The 21494-nt window shown below is 36.5% G+C and carries 16 protein-coding genes; 9 read left to right on the top strand and 7 right to left on the bottom strand.

Annotated elements, in window-relative coordinates:
- Positions 1–4: 4 nt before the first annotated feature.
- Positions 5–1195, bottom strand: a complete 1191-nt coding sequence (locus GQS55_RS07465; RefSeq protein ID WP_159819365.1) for an ABC transporter substrate-binding protein — start codon at positions 1193–1195, stop codon at positions 5–7.
- 305 nt (positions 1196–1500) lie between these two features.
- On the opposite strand from GQS55_RS07465, the gene pedF reads away from it, so the two are divergent.
- The 8 genes from pedF (at position 1501) to GQS55_RS07425 (ending at position 13227) form a co-directional block, all read left to right on the top strand.
- Positions 1501–1944, top strand: a complete 444-nt coding sequence (gene pedF, locus GQS55_RS07460; RefSeq protein WP_159822634.1) for a cytochrome c-550 PedF — start codon at positions 1501–1503, stop codon at positions 1942–1944.
- Positions 1934–2827 carry a transporter substrate-binding domain-containing protein gene (locus GQS55_RS07455; protein WP_159819363.1) on the top strand — a complete coding sequence of 298 codons (894 nt, stop codon included), beginning with the start codon at positions 1934–1936 and terminating at the stop codon, positions 2825–2827. The genes pedF and GQS55_RS07455 overlap by 11 nt, the downstream gene beginning before the upstream one ends.
- Before the next feature lie 228 nt (positions 2828–3055).
- Positions 3056–4819 (top strand): PQQ-dependent methanol/ethanol family dehydrogenase, encoded by a 1764-nt coding sequence (locus GQS55_RS07450; protein ID WP_159819361.1) that lies wholly within the window; start codon positions 3056–3058, stop codon positions 4817–4819.
- Between the two features lie 283 nt (positions 4820–5102).
- Positions 5103–6623: an acetaldehyde dehydrogenase ExaC gene (gene exaC, locus GQS55_RS07445; RefSeq protein ID WP_159819359.1), complete on the top strand. Its 1521-nt coding sequence runs from the start codon at positions 5103–5105 to the stop codon at positions 6621–6623.
- Between the two features lie 144 nt (positions 6624–6767).
- Complete coding sequence (locus tag GQS55_RS07440; RefSeq protein WP_159819357.1) at positions 6768–8927, top strand: 4Fe-4S binding protein; 2160 nt, start codon at positions 6768–6770, stop codon at positions 8925–8927.
- 53 nt (positions 8928–8980) lie between these two features.
- Positions 8981–10129: a nitric oxide-sensing protein NosP gene (nosP, locus tag GQS55_RS07435; protein ID WP_159819355.1), complete on the top strand. Its 1149-nt coding sequence runs from the start codon at positions 8981–8983 to the stop codon at positions 10127–10129.
- The gene (locus GQS55_RS07430) at positions 10122–12686 is read left to right on the top strand and encodes a hybrid sensor histidine kinase/response regulator (RefSeq protein WP_159819353.1); all 2565 of its coding nucleotides are present in this window, start codon (positions 10122–10124) and stop codon (positions 12684–12686) included. Before nosP ends, GQS55_RS07430 begins: the two co-directional genes overlap by 8 nt.
- Before the next feature lie 352 nt (positions 12687–13038).
- Complete coding sequence (locus tag GQS55_RS07425) at positions 13039–13227, top strand: hypothetical protein (protein ID WP_159819351.1); 189 nt, start codon at positions 13039–13041, stop codon at positions 13225–13227.
- A gap of 116 nt (positions 13228–13343) precedes the next feature.
- Here GQS55_RS07425 and sigX read toward each other — a convergent pair whose 3' ends face one another.
- From sigX to GQS55_RS07410, 3 genes are read right to left on the bottom strand one after another with little or no spacing between them, the layout of a single operon-like run.
- Complete coding sequence (gene sigX / locus GQS55_RS07420; RefSeq protein ID WP_159819349.1) at positions 13344–13874, bottom strand: RNA polymerase sigma factor SigX; 531 nt, start codon at positions 13872–13874, stop codon at positions 13344–13346.
- 16 nt (positions 13875–13890) lie between these two features.
- Positions 13891–14718 (bottom strand): mechanosensitive ion channel family protein, encoded by an 828-nt coding sequence (locus tag GQS55_RS07415; RefSeq protein ID WP_236559791.1) that lies wholly within the window; start codon positions 14716–14718, stop codon positions 13891–13893.
- Entirely contained in the window at positions 14715–14981 is a 267-nt protein-coding gene (locus tag GQS55_RS07410) for a hypothetical protein (protein ID WP_159819347.1), read from the bottom strand. The genes GQS55_RS07415 and GQS55_RS07410 overlap by 4 nt, the downstream gene beginning before the upstream one ends.
- 280 nt (positions 14982–15261) lie before the next feature.
- On the opposite strand from GQS55_RS07410, the gene GQS55_RS07405 reads away from it, so the two are divergent.
- Positions 15262–15819, top strand: a complete 558-nt coding sequence (locus tag GQS55_RS07405; RefSeq protein WP_159819345.1) for a hypothetical protein — start codon at positions 15262–15264, stop codon at positions 15817–15819.
- 66 nt (positions 15820–15885) lie between these two features.
- Here the strand turns inward: GQS55_RS07405 and GQS55_RS07400 are convergent, their stop codons facing one another.
- The 3 genes from GQS55_RS07400 to GQS55_RS07390 are packed head-to-tail and all read right to left on the bottom strand — an operon-like array spanning position 15886 to position 21487.
- Positions 15886–16911: a zinc-binding dehydrogenase gene (locus GQS55_RS07400; RefSeq protein WP_159819343.1), complete on the bottom strand. Its 1026-nt coding sequence runs from the start codon at positions 16909–16911 to the stop codon at positions 15886–15888.
- A gap of 14 nt (positions 16912–16925) precedes the next feature.
- Positions 16926–18341, bottom strand: a complete 1416-nt coding sequence (locus GQS55_RS07395; RefSeq protein WP_159819341.1) for a TolC family protein — start codon at positions 18339–18341, stop codon at positions 16926–16928.
- Positions 18338–21487 (bottom strand): efflux RND transporter permease subunit, encoded by a 3150-nt coding sequence (locus GQS55_RS07390; RefSeq protein WP_159819339.1) that lies wholly within the window; start codon positions 21485–21487, stop codon positions 18338–18340. The genes GQS55_RS07395 and GQS55_RS07390 overlap by 4 nt, the downstream gene beginning before the upstream one ends.
- Between the last annotated feature and the right edge of the window lie 7 nt (positions 21488–21494).

Below are 21494 nucleotides of genomic sequence, written 5' to 3'. Positions count from 1 at the left end.
AACCTTATTTACATTGAGATTCTTGAATATCAAATCCAAGCGTATCAAGTTCAGTTGTTGGATGAAGCATACCTGGCTGTGGCGACTGCGATACCAAGGCATGTGGATGTACTAACGCTAACGGCATTCTTAATTGTTTATTCCATGATCTAAAGCTCAGTTTCCGTCCCTTGTATGCTGCCAATTCAAATGCGTCAGACTTAATATAATCAAGAAGCTTAGCATTATCATTGGTATGCAGTTCGTGCACTGCTTGAGCAACACTCCGAACGGCAAGATAACCGGCAAAGTCGGTTTCATTCATTTTTCTATCAGCCAACGCCATAAAACGCCCTTGTAACTGTGCAGCTCCCCACTGCTCTATTACGGCATGCCACGCTAACGCTTCTAAACCTGACGAGCCAATTACAGGTCGAGGTAGGTAAGTATTAAAAGGTATAAATTCTGAGAAGTCCTTAGCTCTATCAGCTACATAGACAACATCATAGTCTTTAACTGTTTGAGTAAATAAAGGAATTTCCTGTTGTGCAGTACGTCTCATATCCGTATTAAAATCCCATTCCTTCTCATCAACAATTTTAATACCAAAACGTTTGGCTGAACGTTTAAAAGATTTTGCTAGTTGAATATCCTCAACTTGGCTACCTCGTACCAATAGCACATTACTCATACGACGATAAAGTAACCATTGTGCCAGCGCATCAGACTTCATTGCATCGCTAGGTATAGTATGGAATATCGCTGCTAAACATTGAGTGCTTCGAATTTCATCCGCCGGCTCTCCCACATTAAACAGTAATACCGACTTATCTTTAGCCCACTGATTGATTGGTATTAAATGCGTTAACGGAACATCAAGAATAAAGATTTTCCGTCCTAAATTATATTCACCTTCAATGTAGGTTAATAGTTCTGTCGGTTTCTTCGTAACATAATGAGTTATATCAAAATGTTGCTGTAAAAACTTACCTGTCGTATTAGAATCGTTAATTGCGAGTTTAGCGCCAGAATATCCCGTATCCTCTGGTATTGGAAAAATATTTGATAAGGCTGGCGGATGCTTCTGCAGTAACTGAATATAACTAATATCAACCTTTATAGGCTCTGCTAAAGCGGTAGAACAGATAGCCCACGCAATGATAGCAGCCCCTTTTAATAGATATTTTTTAAACTTTGTCCTTGTCACAAAAAACATGTGTACCCCAACTGTATAAAGACGTATAAAAGAAATCAACAACACGACGTCAAATGAATATATTTATATAAGCATATAGAAAAACGTCATAAAGTAAAAAGAATTAACTATCACATAAAACACCTTAAAAGTTTGATATAAAACAAATTAAAATTAAAATACCACTTTCTACACCCTTAAAATCATACTAAGTGATGAGAACTAACCGCGCTAAAGTATAATTCTTCAACTACAACAACACAGTTAAGCTTATATCATTAAAAACATATACATAATTAATTTTGTAGAAATTGGAGTACTGAGTGATGATAAAGTTTAATTTAGGTTTAGGCCAAAAATGTTTAATTACATTAATATCAATTTGTTCATTTAGCCTAGCGGCTCACGGTCCTGTAACACCTCAAGCAATAAATACCTCTACATTACCTACGTTAGGTGAAGAATGGGCTGACATGAACCCTTACCGAGAAAAAGAAGGTGATGTACGTACTGAAATTTTACGTGTAGGTGCTTCAGCTTATAACCAAAATTGTGCTCGTTGTCATGGTTTAGGTGGTATATCGGGTGGTATCGCTCCAGACATACGCATATTACCTGCAGATTTTGATGGCGATGAGTGGTATATTTATCGAGTGCAGAATGGTGCTGTAAGAAATGGTGCTGTCTATATGCCGAAAATGACCGAGCATTTAAACCAAGAAGCACTTTGGGCAATCCGTACATGGTTAGAGTCAGTCAGTGAAAAATAATATTTTAAATGCGTTAATTTTGTGCCTAAGTTGTTGCAGCATTATTTGCTCAACAGCTTTTGCGCGTTCTTACGATGATATTATTGAAAGCAAAGAAATTACCGTTGCTGTTTATCGAGACTATGCCCCTTTTTCATATCAAGAAGATGGTAAAGAAAAAGGTATTGATATAGAAGTCGCCAAACATATCGCTAAAGAGTTGGGTGTAAAGCTTCATATTAAATGGGCCACAGCAGATGAAGACGTAGAAGGTGATTTACGCAATAATATTTGGAAAGGTCATTACCTTGAACGTACCATTGCCGACTTAATGCTTAGAATACCCTACGACCAAGCCTACTCTAATCTTAGAGACGATATTGGTGAACCGGTACATGAGCAAGTACACATGTTTGCTCCTTACCACACAGAATCATGGAAAATTATTTTCAATAAAACAAAAATTGACGATGTCAGTACCATGGCTGTTTTTCAGTATCACAACATTGGTGTCGAAGTCGATTCTATTCCACAGTTTTACCTTTTATCTGTTTTTAATGGTCGAATGGCTAGCAAAACGAAACAATTCCCTTCTTTACCTTTAGCTATTTCTGCAATGCAATCGCAGAAAGTTGATGCTGTTATGGGCTTACGCAGCCAAATAAGCCACTATCAAGCACAACTTGATTCACAAACCTATGTATTGGCAAACAATGCTTTTCCAATGATAGGGAAACAGCAATGGGATATTGGAATGGCGATAAAAAGTGATTATCGTCAACTAGGCTATGCCATTGGTGATATTGTCCAAGCGATGGTTGTTCAGGGAACAATGAAAAATATTTTCACCCAATACAATGCAATCTACCAAATGCCTGACTATTATGCAGGGATAGAAGAGTAGTCGAAAAGAACGATATTCAACTTCATCCCTTTAATCATACTAAATGATGAAAAAAACGCTACCGCCGAGTCATATATAAGTAAATAGAGACATTTTAATATCGTTAGAACCTGCTTCAAAGTTTTATTCATATCTATAATTGATATACAAATTAATTAATCTTAAGCAGGTAAGTAAACATAGTACATGATCTTTAACCAAAAATTTACAACCCGAGAGGAAATAACAATGATAACAACATGTAAAACCAAGGTATTGTCATTATCCATGGCGATATCTTTATCACTAACTGGCATAGCAAATGCTAATGTAACTGATAAAGATATTGCACAAGACCAAATGACCACTGAAAGTATTGTGTCTTATGGAATGGGTCTAAGAGGACAACGTTACAGCCCTCTTGATAAAATAAATATCGACACAGTGAAAGAAATACGCCCAGTATGGGCATTTTCATTAGGTGGCGAAAAACAACGTGGTCAAGAATCTCAACCGATGATTAAAGACGGCGTTATGTATATTACAGGCTCATACTCAAGAGCATACGCTATTGACGTAAATACAGGTGACGAAATTTGGCAATATGATGCTCGTCTACCTGACGGCATTATGCCTTGTTGTGATGTTATCAACCGTGGTGTTGCGCTATATGGCGACTTAGTTATTTTTGGTACGCTTGACGCTAAACTTGTTGCTCTTAATAAAGACACAGGTAAAGTAGTTTGGAAAAAAACGGTAGAAGATTATAAAGCCGGTTACTCAATTACTGCTGCCCCTATTGTTGTCAAAGGTAAAATCATCACAGGTGTTGCGGGTGGTGAATTTGGCGTAGTAGGTAAAGTAAGAGCTTATGATGCTAAAAATGGTCAATTAGTTTGGGAACGCCCAACGGTTGAAGGCCATATGGGGTACATCTGGAAAGATGGTAAAAAAATGGAGAATGGCATTTCTGGTGGTAAACCAGGACAAACATGGCCTGGCGATCTTTGGAAATCAGGTGGTGCAGCGCCTTGGTTAGGCGGCACTTATGATGCTGACACTGATCTGCTTTTCTTTGGTACAGGTAACCCTGCACCATGGAACTCTCACTTACGTCCAGGCGACAACCTTTTCTCATCATCTCGTTTAGCACTAGACCCAGATACCGGAAAAATTGTTTGGCATTTCCAAACTACACCACATGATGGTTGGGATTTCGATGGTGTTAACGAACTAATTCCATTCGATTATAAAGAAAACGGTAAAACGATTAAAGCCGCAGCTACAGCTGATAGAAACGGTTTTTTCTATGTATTGAACCGTGAAAATGGTGATTTCATTCGAGGCTTCCCATTTGTTGATAAAATCACTTGGGCTAAAGGACTTACCGATAAAGGACGTCCAATCTACGATGATACCAATAGACCAAGTGATCCAAGTAAATCACAAGATGGTAATAAAGGCAGTACTGTTCTTTCAGCTCCTGCTTTCTTAGGCGGTAAAAACTGGATGCCTATGGCTTACAGTCAAGATACAGAGCTATTTTATGTACCTTCAAATGAGTGGGAAATGGATATATGGAACGAGCCGACAGCCTACAAAAAAGGGGCTGCTTACTTAGGTGCTGGTTTCACGATTAAACCCATTAATAAAGACTATATTGGTGTGTTAAAAGCAATTGACCCTAAAACAGGTAATGTTGTTTGGCGCTACAATAACTACTCACCATTATGGGGTGGTGTACTTGCTACCGCAGGTAACCTGGTATTTACCGGTACGCCAGAAGGCTACCTATTAGCACTTGATGCTAAAACAGGTGAAGTTAAATACAAATTTAACACTGGCTCAGGTATTGTTGGTACTCCCGTTACTTGGGATATGAATGGTGAACAATACATCTCTGTTTTATCTGGTTGGGGTGGCGCTGTACCTTTATGGGGCGGTGATGTTGCCGAGCGTGTAAAACACTTTAACCAAGGTGGCAGTGTGTGGACATTTAAACTACCTAAGTAGTTTAATCTAAATAACCACATAAAAGGCTTTTGAATTTTATTCAAAAGCCTTTTTTTTAATTAAAGTAATTCAACTAACCAAATTAAAAAAGATATGAAAAAGCAGCATAAAAGCACCTATTCCTTCTAAAGTATGATGTTTTCAATGCAAAGGGACAATAGTTTTACTTGCCTTAACGACCTTATTATAGATATACCAAAACACTTTGGTAACAATCAAAGTATACATAAACAAGATCACGGAAAAGAGTCTAATTCTGACTGATCTAATTACGAGGTGATATATGATCTATGCAAACCCAGGCAGTGAAGGTTCTGTCGTTTCTTTTAAACCTAAATATGAAAACTTTATCGGCGGTGATTGGGTTGCTCCTGTTAAGGGTAATTATTTTACCAATACAACACCTATTACAGGCCAAGAGATTTGTAAAATCCCACGTTCAAGTGCAGAAGATATTGAATTAGCATTAGATGCAGCTCATGCAGCAAAAGAAGCATGGGGAAAAACTTCAGTTCAAGAGCGCTCAAATATTTTACTAAAAATTGCTGATAGAATAGAAGCAAATTTAGAAACGATTGCTATCGCAGATTCATGGGACAACGGTAAGCCAGTACGTGAAACACTTGCAGCAGATATCCCGTTAAGTGTTGATCACTTCCGTTACTATGCTGGTTGTATCCGAGCTCAAGAAGGTACTCTTTCTCAAATAGATGATGACACTGTTGCTTATCATTTCCACGAACCTATCGGTGTTGTTGGCCAAATTATTCCTTGGAATTTCCCAATACTAATGGCTGCATGGAAACTTGCTCCGGCACTTGCTGCTGGTAACTGTGTCATATTAAAGCCTGCTGAACAAACACCTGTTAGTATTTTAATATTAATAGAGCTTATCGCTGACTTACTTCCTCCTGGCGTATTAAATATTGTAAATGGCTACGGTAAAGAAGCCGGAGAAGCATTAGCAACAAGTACACGTATAGGTAAAATTGCCTTTACAGGTTCTACACCTGTTGGTCAACATATCCTAAAATGTGCTGCTGAAAACTTAATTCCATCTACGGTTGAACTAGGTGGTAAATCACCAAACATCTTCTTCAATGATATCACTCAATTTGAAGATGAATTCCTTGAAAAATGTGCTGAAGGCTTTGTTTTAGGATTCTTCAACCAAGGTGAAATATGTACTTGTCCTTCTCGTGCATTAATCCAAGAAGATATTTTTGACGAATTCATTGAAAAAGTTATCGCTAAAGCGAATAAAATTATTCGTGGTAACCCATTAGATACTGAAACTATGGTTGGTGCTCAAGCATCAGAAGAACAGTTCGATAAAATAATGAGCTACTTAACCATTGGTAAAGATGAAGGTGCGAAAGTACTAACTGGTGGTGATAAAGAAACTTTAGATAACGATCTAGGTACTGGTTATTACGTGCAACCAACAATCATGCAAGGTAATAACTCAATGCGTATTTTCCAAGAAGAAATTTTTGGACCAGTTATCGCCGTAACAACCTTTAAAGATGAAGCTGAAGCACTTGCTATTGCTAACGACAGTGCCTTTGGTTTGGGTGCCGGTGTTTGGACACGTGATGCCAACGTTGCTCATCGTATGGGTCGTGGTATTCAGTCTGGACGTGTATGGACTAACTGTTACCATTTATACCCTGCACATGCTGCATTTGGTGGTTATAAGAAATCAGGTATTGGTCGCGAAACCCATAAAATGATGCTTGATCATTATCAGCAAACTAAGAACTTATTAGTTAGCTATAGCACAAGTCCTTTAGGCTTCTTCTAAGCTTATGGATGTTAACTGAATGAGTGGCATCTAAGGAAAACCGCTACTCATTCAGCCAACAAAAATTAAATAAATAATATAGTCTTTACTTAGCATGTCATTAAATATGAAGTAAAGACTATAACAATTTCTTTGGGTGTGAACATGCATTCTAAAAAAGTAAACCCGTTAATGTTTTGGGTAACCCTAACCCTTTTTTTGATGTTCTCACCCTCTTTTCACGCTACTGCTTTTAATACACAAGAAAGTCCAAATGCCGCTTCTATGGCGGATGAAATTTACCATATATTCCCCAGCGCTACACGTATTGGCCCTGTTGACAAAGAAATTCCAGTCACACCTGTTTATCAACTTAATGAGCTGCTAGGTTATGTTTTCGAATCTGATGATTTTGTCAATTTTATTGGCTTTTCTGGTCAAACAATTAACGTATTAATTGGTATCGATACCGAAGGCGTTTTTACTGGCTTAAAAATATTAAAACATAATGAACCCATCTTCTTACATGGCTTAGGTGAAGAGCCAATGTTTGATTTTATTAAGCAATTCAAGGGACATTCAGTTAAAGAGCGTTTTATCGTAAATGCCCGTAATAAAGACTCGCTTGGGGCAACGTTTATTGATGGTGTTACTAAGGCAACCATCTCTGTGTTAGTTATTAATGACACCATTACCGCTTCTGCTATTCAAGTTGCACGAGAACGGCTCTCTGGTTTTGTTGCCCCATCACGAACGAGCATAAACCCTGATTACTATAAGCCGCTCACATTCTCAGAGCTATTGAGTGAAAATCTTGTGACACATTGGCAAGTTACCCGTGATCAAGCCCTCGCAATTGTTGATAAATCGTCAACGAGCTTAATAAATAAAATTAACCAAGTAAGTGAAGGAGAGAATGATTTTATTGACCTCTACTTTGCATTTGTTCATGTTCCTATTATTGGTAAAAATTTATTAGGCGAGCAAGAATACCAACGGTTAATTGAAAATTTAAAACCCGGTGAACACGCATTAATGGTATTTGGTCATGGTAAATATGCTTTTGTGAGTGAGGAGTTTATCCCACAAACAGTACCTAGTCGTTTAAGTGGGCAGCAAGCAACTTTGCCTGTTGATCTTCGTGACATCGACTTTTATAGCTATTACGAACCATCATTTGCTCAGACTGTCCCTGATTTCAATAATATAAAAGTCTTTCGGATAAAATCTCAATCCGGTTTTGAATTGAATAAAAACTTATCTTTATCATTAACATTAAACTACAACCAATCTTTTCTATCTAAAAATCAATATAGTTTTACCATTGATAATATTTTGCCTGACAACCTTTTTATTCATAAAGATCTAGTCGTAAATCCAGAAGAAAACCGACCTTTATGGTTAAAAATCTGGATAGACCGAACTGTTGAAATAATACTACTAAGCGCTTACCTTATCTTTTTATCCTGGTTATTCATTAAACAAGAAACCATTGCTAAAAATGTTGAAGTCACTCATAAATTACGATTTGCATCATTAACTTTTGTCCTGTTTTTTATCGGTTTTTATTCTCAAGGCCAGTTATCTGTCGTAAACATTTACACGTTATTTTTATCAATATGGCAAGGTTTTAACATTAATGTTTTCTTACTTGATCCCATCATTTTTATTTTATGGGTTTTCGTTTTTATTAGTCTATTTTTATTTGGAAGAGGTTTATTTTGTGGTTGGTTATGCCCTTTTGGTGCACTCCAGGAATTTGCTGCTTTAATTGCCAAAAAATTAAAAATAAAACAAATAAAAATAAAACCGCATCACCATAGCAAGGCACAGAAAATAAAATATGTCGTATTAATTTTATTAGTTGGTAGCTCCTTTTATTCACTTACTATTGCAGAGAAGCTTGCCGAAATAGAACCATTTAAAACCAGTATCACACTCAATTTTGTTCGATACTGGCCGTTTGTTTTATATGTTGTTTTATTATTAGCCCTTAGCTTAAAGATTCATAAGTTTTATTGTCGCTATTTATGTCCCTTAGGAGCGGGCCTTGCTATTATTGGTCGCTACCCTATGTTTAAATGGTTAAGACGACGCAAAGAATGCGGGTCCTCCTGTCAACTTTGTCGTAACAAAAAATGTGGTATAGACGCAATAAATCAAGATGGCTCCATTGATTACGGGGAATGTATTCAATGTTTGGAATGTTTAGTTACTATTGAAAGCCCACAACTGTGTGTTGTGAACAAGTATGCAAATAAACCAAATAAAAAAAATAAAGCACCAACGCCTCCACCACTAAAAATTAAATATATTGAACTATAACGGGTGGAGAATATGATGGGTGCATAATAACAATATGATTAATAGGCAACCCTATGCAGACAATAAAAACAATAACCGCAGTCAGTACTGCTACCGATCCATTAATTGCCAGCCAAGAGCTTTATCAACAACTTAATCAAGAAGATATTTGTTTTATATTATTTTATTGCTCATCAACTTATGCGTTATACACACTAGCACAAACAATGGAGAGTACTTTTAAAGATATCGATATTGTTGGCTGTACAACGGCAGGAGAAGTAAGCCAGCAAGGTTACAAACAGCACTCTATTGTTGCTATTGGGTTTTCTAGTCAATACTTTGCCATCAGTGCAGCCTTAATTGAATCAATGGAAACATTCGACACCATCAGCGCACAATCAACCATTAACGAACTAATAGAACAGTGCCAAGCTAAAAAATTAACCGACATTAAAAATAATAGTTTTTTACTCACATTACTTGATGGACTTTCTTCAAACGAAGAACAGTTTTTAGTAACACTAAACTCGGCTTGTAGAGGTATCCCTCACTTTGGTGGGTCTGCTGGTGATGATATTAGTTTAGCGAAAACGCATGTCTATTATCAGGGCAGTTTTTATCAAAATTCAGCCATAGTCATCATGATAAATACAATTCTACCTTTCGAAGTTTTTAACTGTAACCATATTGCACGCCCTATAGAAAAGTTAGTAGTGACGGCGGCAAACGCAGAGACTAGAACTGTTTATGAACTGAATGCTGAGCCTGCAGCACTTGAATATGCAAAATTATTAAATATGGATTTGAAAGACTTAAGCCCAGAAGTGTTTTCACTTAATCCGCTTGCAGTAAAAGTTGGTGGTCACTACTATATTCGATCAATTCAAAAAGTGAATGAGGCTGATTTAAGCCTTACCTTTTATTGCGCTGTAGATGTTGGCATTGTACTAACGGCAGTTGAAATGGGTGATATATTCGCGCCAGTAATACAACAATTAGACGAAATATCACTTCGTTACGGAAAACCAGAGCTAGTTTTAGCCTGTGATTGTTTTTTAAGACGCTTAGAAATAGAACAAAAAGGCCTTGAAGGTAAAGTAAGAGAACTCAATAAAAAATACAATATTGCAGGATTTAACACCTATGGCGAGCACATCAATGGCACACATTTAAATCAAACATTTACCGGTGTTTATATTGCCGGAGGCATCAATGAGTAACAAAGCCTTAGAAGAACAACTTGCCCAGCTAAAACAACAAAATAGTAAATTAAAAAAAATTAACGATGCCTTAATGCAGCGCGTTGAAGATAGTGGTGAAAATCAATATGCCCCCTATACCGCTTTTGAACATTCAGTACATTTAGCTGAACAAGTTAGAGAAAAAACTCACACTCTAAATGAAACTTTAGCAAAACTTGAGCGAAGTAATCATGCTTTAAAGCAAGCTAACGCCCAAGCTAACCTATTTAAACAGCGCTTTGTCGATGCTATAGAGAGCATTACAGAAGCCTTTGTATTACTCGACAGTAAAGGTCGTATTATCTTACAAAACAGTAATTTTGCTAACTTTTGGGACAACTCTGGTTTACCTGTTAAAAAAGGTGCAAATTTAAAAGATTTAAAAGAATTAGCCAAAACACGCGGCCTAATTCGACGCGCTTCACCTGGTGATGCGTTTGCCAGCCCTGTCTACCAATTAGCAGATGAACGATGGTTTCAATTAAATGAACATCGAACTAGTGAAGGCGGTTGGGTAATGCTCTATACCGACATAACTGCGGTAAAAACTGCAGAAAGTGCTCGTTATGAGCGAGGAATGGCGCAAAAGTCATTATTATTGCAAAACCTCATTGATAACCTATCCCAGGGTGTAGTGTTAATTAGTAACCAAAATAAAATTGAAGTATGGAATAGGCGCTTTTCACAGATAAGTTCATTATCTTCTAATCTCTTACAGCTAACCCCTAGTACTGATAATATGCAAAAATTAACAGAATTAGACTTAGCGCCCAAATTAAATACCAATAACGATTACTACATACAAACACTCACAGATGGAACGGTACTCGAAATAAGAGATCACCGGCTAAATAACGGGAAAATAATTAAAACCTATAGCGATATTACCGCACGTCATCGTTATGCTGAATCATTAATAAAAAGTGAAAGTTGGTTACGACTAATCACAGATAACGTTCCTGCAATGATTGCTTATGTGGGTAAAGATTTAAAATATCAATTTACCAATCAGGTTTATGTTGACTGGTATGGCTGGCCTCAAGGTGCCTTAAATGGCTTAGAGTTAGAGCAAAACCGTGTGCAATCAGAATTCATCAAATTAAAGCCCTATGTTGATCGCGCTTTAAATGGTGAAAGTGTCATTTTTGAAATAAAAGAAAAAAACAAAGATAATGAATTAAGTTATTTATTGAAATCCTACGTACCTAACCGCGATGCTAAAGGTGATGTTCAAGGTTTTTTCGTGCTCATTCGTGATGTTACTGAACGACGTAAAAATGCTCTAGCTTTACAAAAAGCTCATGATGAACTCGAAATTAGAGTTCAAGAACGAACATTTCAATTACAAGGCCTAAATAATAAGTTACAGACAGAAGTAGAAGATCGCCGCCAGGCACAAACCAATTTACAAAAAGCCAAAAGTGAAGCTGAATTCGCTAACAGTTCAAAAACAAAGTTTCTTGCTGCGGTAAGCCATGATTTATTACAACCGTTAAATGCTGCGCAACTATTTACGAGTTCATTAATGGACTCGCCTTTAGAGGGGAAAACCAAGAAACTACTGCACTCTGTTTGCAATTCATTAGATGATTTAGAAAATTTAATTTGCACCTTGGTCGATATTTCAAAACTTGATGCCGGCGTTGTTAAAGCCGATAAGAGTTCCTTCAAATTATCAGAATTACTCGATAACTTAGTGAGTGAATATCAACACGTCAGTGGGCAATTTCAAGTAGAACTACGCCATGTTCGTAGTGATGTTATTGTGCACAGCGACAGTGTACTACTCGTACGTATATTACGTAATTTCCTATCAAATGCTTTTCGATATACAGACAACGGTAAGGTTTTACTTGGCTGTCGACGTAAAGGTAATCATGTTTTAATTGAAGTTTGGGATAATGGTACAGGTATAGCTAAAGGTCAAATTCAAGAAATATTTAAAGAATTCAAAAGATTAAGCTCTTCTCACACTGCATTTCGTAATGGTCTTGGGTTAGGATTAGCGATTGTTGATAAAATATCTAAAGTACTCGAACACCCTATAATGGTTGATTCTACGCTAGGTAAAGGTTCAGTTTTTTCAGTAAAAGTCCCCCTTGGTAAAATTAGTAATTTATCACACGCCAGTGACCAATATAATTACAACCTTGACACTACTTTACTAACCAATAGTAAAATTTGGCTTATTGATAATGATGCCAGTATTTGTGCCGGTATGTCACAATTGTTAGAGCGCTGGGGCTGTGTTGTGATAACAGCTGCAAGTTTGCATCATCTAGAACAACAAGTCAGTGTTACCAGCGATAAAGCAGATATATTGATTGTTGACTATCATCTTGATGATGATGTGAACGGACTATCATTAGCGAAGGAAATTAACGCCTCACGTAGTGAGCCTCTCCCCATAATGATGATTACAGCAAATTACAGTAAAGAGCTTAAAAATGAAGTAAAAGAAAGCGGTATTTTATTATTAAATAAACCCGTAAAGCCAATGAAATTAAAAACATCCATGCTTTATTTATTGAAATAATTAATCAGCTAAATATTTAGCCGATTAATTATTTTTTCGGCTTAATATTATAAAATATTGTTCTTATTAACCCCGTGAAAGACAAGCCTTGATACGTATTAGAAGATAAAATAAATAAAAAACATTCTTATTTAAAAGCTCGTTTCAAGTGCTTTTTATTGTTAATAAATTCCCATTAAGCTGTATACTGCACTTCATTCAGTATTAATAACAATATAGCTAATTAAAATTGTGACTTTTGAGTTTACTGTTCGTTATATTACTAGGAAGTAAATTTATCCCTTTTACTTTTTTAATGAATACTAAAAATTAACTTTAAATTTTCGCAAATTAGATAGGTAACAAGACAAAAATGAAAAAAATGAGTTTACGCACACGCAAGTTTATTAATGATAATATAAAAATTAATGCCACTGCTTCTTCTTATCCACAACGAATAGTCGCGCCAACAGTTGTTAAAACAACAAGTGTAACTGAGGTTACTTTAGACAACCATGCACCAATATTAAATCATGCACAACGTTTGAAAACTGATTATTAATACCATCTTCGATACATATCCCAAAACGTTATAATCTTTATATTTAAATTAATTAGAAATAACGTTTTCGGTGATATATTCTTTTAAAGAAGGTTCGCTAGTAAACTAATAATCACCTACTCTAATCTTCCTTGTAAGAACTCTATAACTCTTTTATGTCGCATTTTTATAGCAGATAGTTTTAAATTACAGATATCTGCTATTTCTTGAAATTCTAATTCAGTTCGATAACGCAATAACATTATATTACGATCCTCGAATGATAAGTTTTTCATTAATGCCGATAATACAGAAGGTAAATCTTGATAATCATTATTCTCTACTATTAAGTTATCCAGGTACTCATCGTCATTTATCATAGCATCCCAGCGGCGATCTCTTATTTTATTAATACATTCATTGTGTGCAATTTTAAATAACCATGCTTTAAAAGACCCAACCCACTTAAAGATTTTTAAGTGGGTAAGAGCCTTAATAATTGTTTCTTGTACAACATCTTCTGCATCAGATAGGTTGTTCAACAATTTAGCACAATATCCTTTTAACACAGGTAAATAGGGTGTAATTAATTGCTGAAACAGACGCGTATCGTAAGGCAGACTTTCTTGCACTAAAGCAACAAGCTGGCGTTCGGTAAGGGTATTCAAAAGTTAAAAAACCTAGTTATTGTTTAGTAACTTTATTCGCTAATAAAAAGGTATTAGGCACTGTTGTTATCGATTCATCTTCACCCATAACTTTACTTGCGACACTACCAATAGAAGCTAACGTTCCTTTGATATCTTTTACTTCAATGTTATCGCCTACTTGATACATTTCTCGTAAATAAACACCCGCCACAATTTCTTGTGCCATTGACTTAGTCCCTATTCCTAAAGAAATAGCGGCAGCTAAACCAACACTAGCAATAACAACGGTCATAATGTTGTTAAGCAGAGATACATCAATATCAAGTTGAGTGATTGATAGCGAAATAGTGATAACAATAATAATGCCACGACATACTTCTGCAACAGAGCGACCATAATCTACACCAGTGTTCTTAGCAGCTATTTTTACGCCATTGAAAACAATTTGCGCAACAAAAAAGCCACAAGATAATACGGCGAGTGAAGCAAGTAGTTTAGGTAAAAATAAAACTAGTGTATCAATTAAACCTGAAAGTACTGTTAAACCAACAATATCTAATGCGGCTAATAAGAATATTAATAGGAAAAATATTGAAATAAGACTAGAAACAATTTGGCTACCCGTAACCGATACTTCCATTTTTTTCAATAAATCATCTAAACCAAGCTTATCTAAAAAGGTATTAAAGCCAATTTTGATTAATGTTTTATTTAAAAAACGTTTAATCATTGAAGAAATCATCCAACCAACCAGTAAAAAGATAATGGCGACAATTAGGTCTGGTATAAAAGTGACCACTTTATGCCAAATAACCATAAAACCGGTATATGCTTTATCCGTAATGTTTTCAGTATCCATCATTTGCTCTCATCATTTATCGTGTTAGTATTTATCGTCTTTGGGTTTGCTGCTACTTTCTTAAATATTGGCTTTAGTATCTTCATAAATATGCTAACAAACACTATCCAAATAGAAGCCATACCCAGTGTAAGAAGGTCTTTCGAACCTTGCTGGTTATTTATAGTTACCGTGGCGCGCTTAAATAGTTCATCATCTGAAGTATTAAAAGCAAATTCAGCATCACGCTTAAGCTCTACAGCTATATTCTTTTCTATATTTTTCATCTTATCCTCTAGCAATAATTTTTTATCGCTTTACCTTATAACGATTGAGTCGCTCAAAAGTCACATTTAAATTTATATATCCTTAACTTTTATCCTTGTATACATTTCGATTATTTATTGAGCCGGTGTATTCTACTTTAATTTACGTAATTATTTTATTAGCTAAACATAAATAAAATTTTGTGACTTTCTAATGTTCAATCCGTTATAGGTCGGTATGTCGGTTTTATTAAACGATAACTGATGATAAACCTTTTAACTATTTCCATTAAGATGACTCATGAATAACATTAATATCAATACCCAAAATCAACAGGCAAATATTTCGATTAAGACTATTCCTAAAGATAATAATGAAGAAAATGGAAGCTTACTAGCACCGGAACAATGGGAAAAAAGAAACCGTAATATATTACCCACTTATTACTCTGATGATTATGCTTTTGCGCTTCATAAGGGATATCAGCAATATTTATTAAACAACAAAGAGCTTATCGAACAGTCTTCTTATGAGCTATTACTTAATGATACTGAAATAAAACAAACAACATCATTTACTAGAATATTTGTTACTTTCCAAAAAAAAATGAATGAGGGTAACTTGCAGCTAGTGTTAAAAACACATCAGACAGATGAAGTTACTTTATGTGACATAATTGATATTGAAGAACAGCTTACTGATTCACAACGTATTATTAATCAACAAGTTGATTTTGCACGAGCTTTACATGCAAAAATACCTGACTTTTGTATTGCACATGGTCAGCAGCTTCTATTGCGTATTACAGGAGGGTTTCTCCTTAAAGACAACATCCTTGTTTGTTCTAAATCACTATAAGCTCCACTTTTATAGTGATTTCACCTTTACTTAATTATGTGCCTAATACTTTATTAAACAAAATTATCACCCTACTTTTATCACTTGTTTCCCAGTAAAACCGCCATTAATTTGTGTATGTAACGCGTAAGAAACATCTTTTGCAGAAAAACTCACTAAGGTGACTTCAGGTGTATGAACACTATTTTTTGCCACAGCATCAAGTAATTCATTACTCATAAACCCCATTTTTTGCTGAGCACATAAACTATTGCTTAACCATGCCCCTGCTAAAGAAATAACGCCAATATTTGGTGCTTTTCTAAACATAAGTGCAGGCTCTAAAAATGGTAAGGGTTTCAAACAAGCAATACGACCACAAAAGCGCATAAGTTCGATGTTACGAGCGGTAAATTCCCCACCAAGTGAGTCAAGCACAGCATCAAAACCTTCGGGCCCTATCTCTGAACTTATTTTCTGATGTAGCTTGTCATCCTGAGAATCAAAGACAAAATCAGCCCCTAATTGCTTTACTAATCTATGATTACGTTTAGCTGCTGTTGTAAAGACATCAGCCCCTAAGCTTTTAGCAAATTGAATCGCAAATTGCCCTACACTGCTAGCACCTGCATCAATAAATATTACTTCACCTTGTGTAACTTGTAACTTTTTCATGGCGATTAAAGCCGCCATTCCTGAGCATGGTAATGTTGCGGCATCACTACCGCTAATATTATTAGGAACAACTGACACAGCGAAATTAGGTACGGTAGCATAATCACTTAATATACCTTGTTTTTCTATATTGGCGTGCCACATAATACGGTCGCCAACATTAGGAAATAAGCCTTTCTTGGCTTCTACAACAGTGCCTACAGCATCAAACCCTATAGTATGAGGGTATTGCCAATCACAAAAACCAGTTTTAACTAATTCTGCATCAATAGGATTCAAACCTACATATTCCACTTTAACTAACAGCTCTTGTTCACCGCGTATTGGAAGTGGAATTTGAACCTCAGATAAAGTTAATTCATCATTAGGTTTATCAAGTACAATTGCTCGCATCGATTTAGGTAGGTCAATTATGTTTATTTCGTTGCTATTTAACATGAAACACTCAAATATTATAAGGTCTTTAAACCATAACTCCATCGACCATTAAACGCTTGGTAAGCCTTTACCTTCGCTAATGATGAAGTGATCTTTGCATTAACTGCATTATCTTCTGCTATTAAAACATCTTGCCGTGCATCTAACAACTCTAAGTATGGAATTTGCCCTTCTTGATACATCGCATTAGCTTGCAAAAATGCTTTTTTAGCAAAGCTATAACGCTGATCGGCATACCCTTTTTGTGCAATACTTTTTGATAGTAAACGTAATGAAAGTTCACTGTCGTTAAGTGCGGCCAATACTACTTTTTGGTATTCATTATAAGCAGCTTTACTCAAATATTGTTGTGCATCACGTTGCGCTAATAATGCAGGATAACTTAATAATGACCATTCGATTTGTGGTGAAACTTGCCATTGTTGCTGCGTATTACTTAGCGTATTAGTACCAAGACTTACAATACCCACAAAGGCGTCTAAGCTAACATCAGGTAACAATGCTTTACTTGCAGCAACACTTAGCGAATTAGCTTGGCTAAAGTCATATAACGCCCTACTAATATCAGGACGTAAGGCAATAGCCTTATTAGGCTCAGCTAAAGCCACAGTAAAAAGTGTATCTAAAATAGTTTGCTCGTCTTCCAGTGTAATATCACCACTAAAACGCCCTGTTAACATAGCTAAAGTTGATAAATCTCGATATTGCGCATAGCTTACATCAGGTAATAACGCCTGTTGTTGACTAAGTTGCGCATGTGTACGATTTAAATCAAGCTCATTTGCAATCCCTTCTTGCACGCGTGCTTCAAGTACATCAATACTTTGCTCTAGAGCAGTAATCTGTAAATTAAGAATTTGTTCCTTCTGTTTATTACCTTGATAGCTGATATAACCGGTGACTACGGCAGATACCACTTCAATTCGTAGTGCTCTTAACTGTTCAGCTTGACTCATAGCTGATGCATTAGCCCCGTCAACCAATGCAGTAATTCGACCAAATAAATCAAGTTGCCAATTTAATCCTAAATTAGCTGATGATTGACGAGTAATATCATCAGCTAACCCTGTACGTTGATCACCAAGATACACACCACCTTGTGGAAGGTACTTAGCTTTTTGCGCACCTAATCTTGCCAGCGCACTTTTCATTTGTAATTGACTGGTCTTCAAATCGTAATTACTGGCTAACGCATCGTTAACCAGTTGATTAAGCTGAGCTGAATGCAATTGTTGCCACCAATTTATTTCATCTTCACTGGCTAAATGCGCTGCAACATTCGTTTCTGCAACGAAAGCTTCCATTGATTGCAGATAGTTTTGTTCATCTACTTTACTAGCACAGCCAGACAACACAGAGGTAATTAAAATAACACTAATAGCTAACTTATGCGGTAATTTGCACCTAAGCTTATTTGTTAAGTTAATCATGACTCCCCCTTTCCTGTTCTTTGTTTAGGTGCCGTCAGTAAAATATAAAATACCGGAGTAAATAATAAACCAAATACCGTTACTCCTATCATGCCTGAAAATACAGCATTCCCCATCGCATGTCTCATTTCAGCGCCAGCGCCTGTCGCTAACACTAATGGCACAACACCGGCGGTAAATGCAATGGAAGTCATTAATATTGGACGTAAACGTAATCGGCACGATTCAATAATTGCGTCGAAGTGAGATAAGCCTTGTTCATGCTGATCTTTAGCAAATTCCACCATCAAAATAGCATTTTTAGAGGCTAGCGCGACCAGTACAATTAATGCAATTTGAGTAAATATATTATTGTCTGAGCCTACTAACCAAACACCTAACAACGCTGAAAATATAGTCATAGGTACAATTAATATAATCGCTAATGGTAAACGTAAACTCTCATATTGCGCAGCTAATACCATGAAAACGAGCAGTACCACTAAAGGGAATACATATACCATAGTATTACCAGCCAATATTTGTTGGTACGTTACCTCGGTCCATTCATACGTAATGTCTTTTGGTAGTACTTCTGCTAAAACTTTCTCTATCGCTGCTTGCGCTTGATCTGAACTATAACCAGGTGCAGGGCTACCATTTAATTCAGCACTTGGATAACCATTGTAGTGCATAACACGATCAGGTCCGGTGGTTGGCGTAACCGTTAATATTGAACCTAATGGCACCATATTACCTTGGCGATTACGTACTTTTAAGTTAAGGATTTGCTCAGGTACTTGACGAAATTCAGCTTCAGCTTGCGCTTTCACTTGATAAGTACGGCCAAACATATTGAAATCATTAATATAAACAGAGCCTAAGTAAATTTGCAGTGCATCAAAGACTTCATCTAACGGTATTCCTTGAATTAACGCTTGTTCACGGTCAATTTCAATATCCATTTGTGGAACTTGAACTCGAAAGCTCGAAAACAGCCCCATTAAGGCAGGGTCTTGTCTTGCTTTGTTAATTACACTTTGTAAACTGTTAAATAATACTTCAAAACCTTTGTTGCCACGGTCTTCAATTTGTAATTTAAAGCCGCCCGTTGTTCCTAAACCACGAATTGGTGGTGGTGGGAATACCGCAACAAACGCTTTATCTATTGCCATAAACTTTTGATTTAACTGTGCAGCAATCGCCATAGCCGATTGACTAGGATCTGTACGCATATCAAATGAGTCTAATGGCATAAATACAATGGCGCTATTGGGACTATTAGTAAAACCATTTATTGATAAACCAGGGAAAGCAGCCGTATTAGCAACACCTGATACTTGTAGTGCAATCGCTTCCATTTCTTTTACAACAGCTTCTGTACGGTCAAGACTTGCGGCATCAGGTAACTGTGCAATGCCCACTAAATACTGTTTATCTTGTGCAGGAATAAAACCACCCGGCACTGTATTGAATAACTGCACAGTGCCACCAACCAGAATAATATAACCGGCAATCGCAATAACGCTCATGCGCATTAATTTTTTAACTATTTTTTGATATCGTTTACTCGCACGATCAAAAAGGCGATTAAAAGGAGCAAATAACCAAGCACCAAACAGTTTATTTAATATTCGCGTTAACCTGTCTGGTTTGCTGTCATGTGACTTTAACAATATAGCGGCTAATGCTGGCGATAACGTTAATGAATTAAAGGCGGAAATGATCGTTGATATAGTAATAGTTAGCGCAAATTGTTTATAAAACTGACCTGATACACCACTAATAAATGCTGTGGGAATGAATACAGCACTAAGCACTAAAGCAATTGCAATAATAGGCCCAGTTACTTCGGTCATTGCAACTTTTGTCGCTTCCAACGGAGATAAACCTGTTTCAATATTACGTTCAACGTTTTCAACAACGACAATGGCATCATCCACCACAATCCCTATGGCGAGTACTAAACCGAATAAAGATAAGGTATTGATAGAAACACCAAGCCAATGCATCACAGCAAAGGTACCTATTAATGAAACAGGTACTGCAATTAATGGAATAATTGACGCACGCCATGTTTGTAAAAAGAGTATCACTACAATCACAACAAGCACTATCGCTTCAATTAACGTTGTAATAACCGCGTCGATAGAGTCACGTACAAAAATAGTTGGATCATAAACAATATCGTATTCAACGCCCGCAGGGAAATCTTGAGATAAGCGCGCCATAGTTTCACGTACTTGATCTGACAATTCAATAGCATTAGAGCCTGGACGTTGGAACACTGGGATAGCAAGTGCAGGTTGACTATCTAACATAGCGCGCAAAGAATAAGAATCTTGTCCTAATTCAACACGTGCTACATCTTGTAAACGTGTAAGTTGACCTTCATCGCCTACCTTAATGATCACTTGTTCAAATTCTTCAACGTTATCAAGTCGACCTTTAACATTTAATAATATTTGAAATTGGCTATCATTAGCTGCAGGTTGAGAGCCTAAGCTGCCCGCTGCAACTTGCTGGTTTTGTGAACGTAACGCACTGATAACGTCCGATGCAGTTATTTGTCGTGAAGCTAAAGCATCAGGATTAAGCCAAACGCGCATTGAAAATTGACCACCGCCAAACAATCTAACATCACCAACACCCGCTAAACGGGCAATTTGGTCTTTAATATAAAGATCTGCGTAGTTAGACAAATAAGCCGTGTCGTGAGTTTTCTCTGGTGAAAATAGATGCACAACCATCGTTAAATCAGGTGTCGATTTTTCAGCAACAACACCTAGTCGTTGTACTTCTTCAGGCAAACGAGATAATGCACTATTAACACTATTTTGTACTTGTACTTGAGCTCTATCAAGATCAGTACCCAGTGCAAAGGTTACCGTTAAACTCATTCGGCCATCACTTGTCGCTTGAGATGACATGTACAACATGTTCTCAATACCATTTATTTCTTGCTCAAGTGGCGTTGCAACAGTTTGCGCAATAACTGACGGATTAGCACCAGGGTAACTTGCTGTAACAACAACCGTTGGCGGCACTACTCCAGGATATTCACTAACAGGTAATTGAAAAAGCGAAATACTGCCGGCAATTAGAATTAACATAGACAAGACCGCTGCGAAAATAGGTCTTTGTATAAAAAAGTGGGAAAATTTCATTGTTAAT

It is taken from the genome of Colwellia sp. 20A7 (genome assembly GCF_009832865.1).
Classification (GTDB): Bacteria; Pseudomonadota; Gammaproteobacteria; order Enterobacterales; family Alteromonadaceae; genus Colwellia.
The sequence above is the reverse complement of the archived record's forward strand: the minus strand, read 5'-3'. Positions and strand labels throughout refer to the sequence as shown.

Coding starts and splice junctions, on each gene's coding strand:
- GQS55_RS07465 (WP_159819365.1), bottom strand. CDS start 1,195: ATGTTTTTTGTGACAAGGACAAAGTTTAAAAAATATCTATTAAAAGGG.
- pedF (WP_159822634.1), top strand. CDS start 1,501: ATGATAAAGTTTAATTTAGGTTTAGGCCAAAAATGTTTAATTACATTA.
- GQS55_RS07450 (WP_159819361.1), top strand. CDS start 3,056: ATGATAACAACATGTAAAACCAAGGTATTGTCATTATCCATGGCGATA.
- exaC (WP_159819359.1), top strand. CDS start 5,103: ATGATCTATGCAAACCCAGGCAGTGAAGGTTCTGTCGTTTCTTTTAAA.
- GQS55_RS07440 (WP_159819357.1), top strand. CDS start 6,768: ATGCATTCTAAAAAAGTAAACCCGTTAATGTTTTGGGTAACCCTAACC.
- nosP (WP_159819355.1), top strand. CDS start 8,981: ATGCAGACAATAAAAACAATAACCGCAGTCAGTACTGCTACCGATCCA.
- GQS55_RS07430 (WP_159819353.1), top strand. CDS start 10,122: ATGAGTAACAAAGCCTTAGAAGAACAACTTGCCCAGCTAAAACAACAA.
- GQS55_RS07425 (WP_159819351.1), top strand. CDS start 13,039: ATGAAAAAAATGAGTTTACGCACACGCAAGTTTATTAATGATAATATA.
- GQS55_RS07415 (WP_236559791.1), bottom strand. CDS start 14,718: ATGATGGATACTGAAAACATTACGGATAAAGCATATACCGGTTTTATG.
- GQS55_RS07410 (WP_159819347.1), bottom strand. CDS start 14,981: ATGAAAAATATAGAAAAGAATATAGCTGTAGAGCTTAAGCGTGATGCT.
- GQS55_RS07405 (WP_159819345.1), top strand. CDS start 15,262: ATGAATAACATTAATATCAATACCCAAAATCAACAGGCAAATATTTCG.
- GQS55_RS07400 (WP_159819343.1), bottom strand. CDS start 16,911: ATGTTAAATAGCAACGAAATAAACATAATTGACCTACCTAAATCGATG.
- GQS55_RS07395 (WP_159819341.1), bottom strand. CDS start 18,341: ATGATTAACTTAACAAATAAGCTTAGGTGCAAATTACCGCATAAGTTA.
- GQS55_RS07390 (WP_159819339.1), bottom strand. CDS start 21,487: ATGAAATTTTCCCACTTTTTTATACAAAGACCTATTTTCGCAGCGGTC.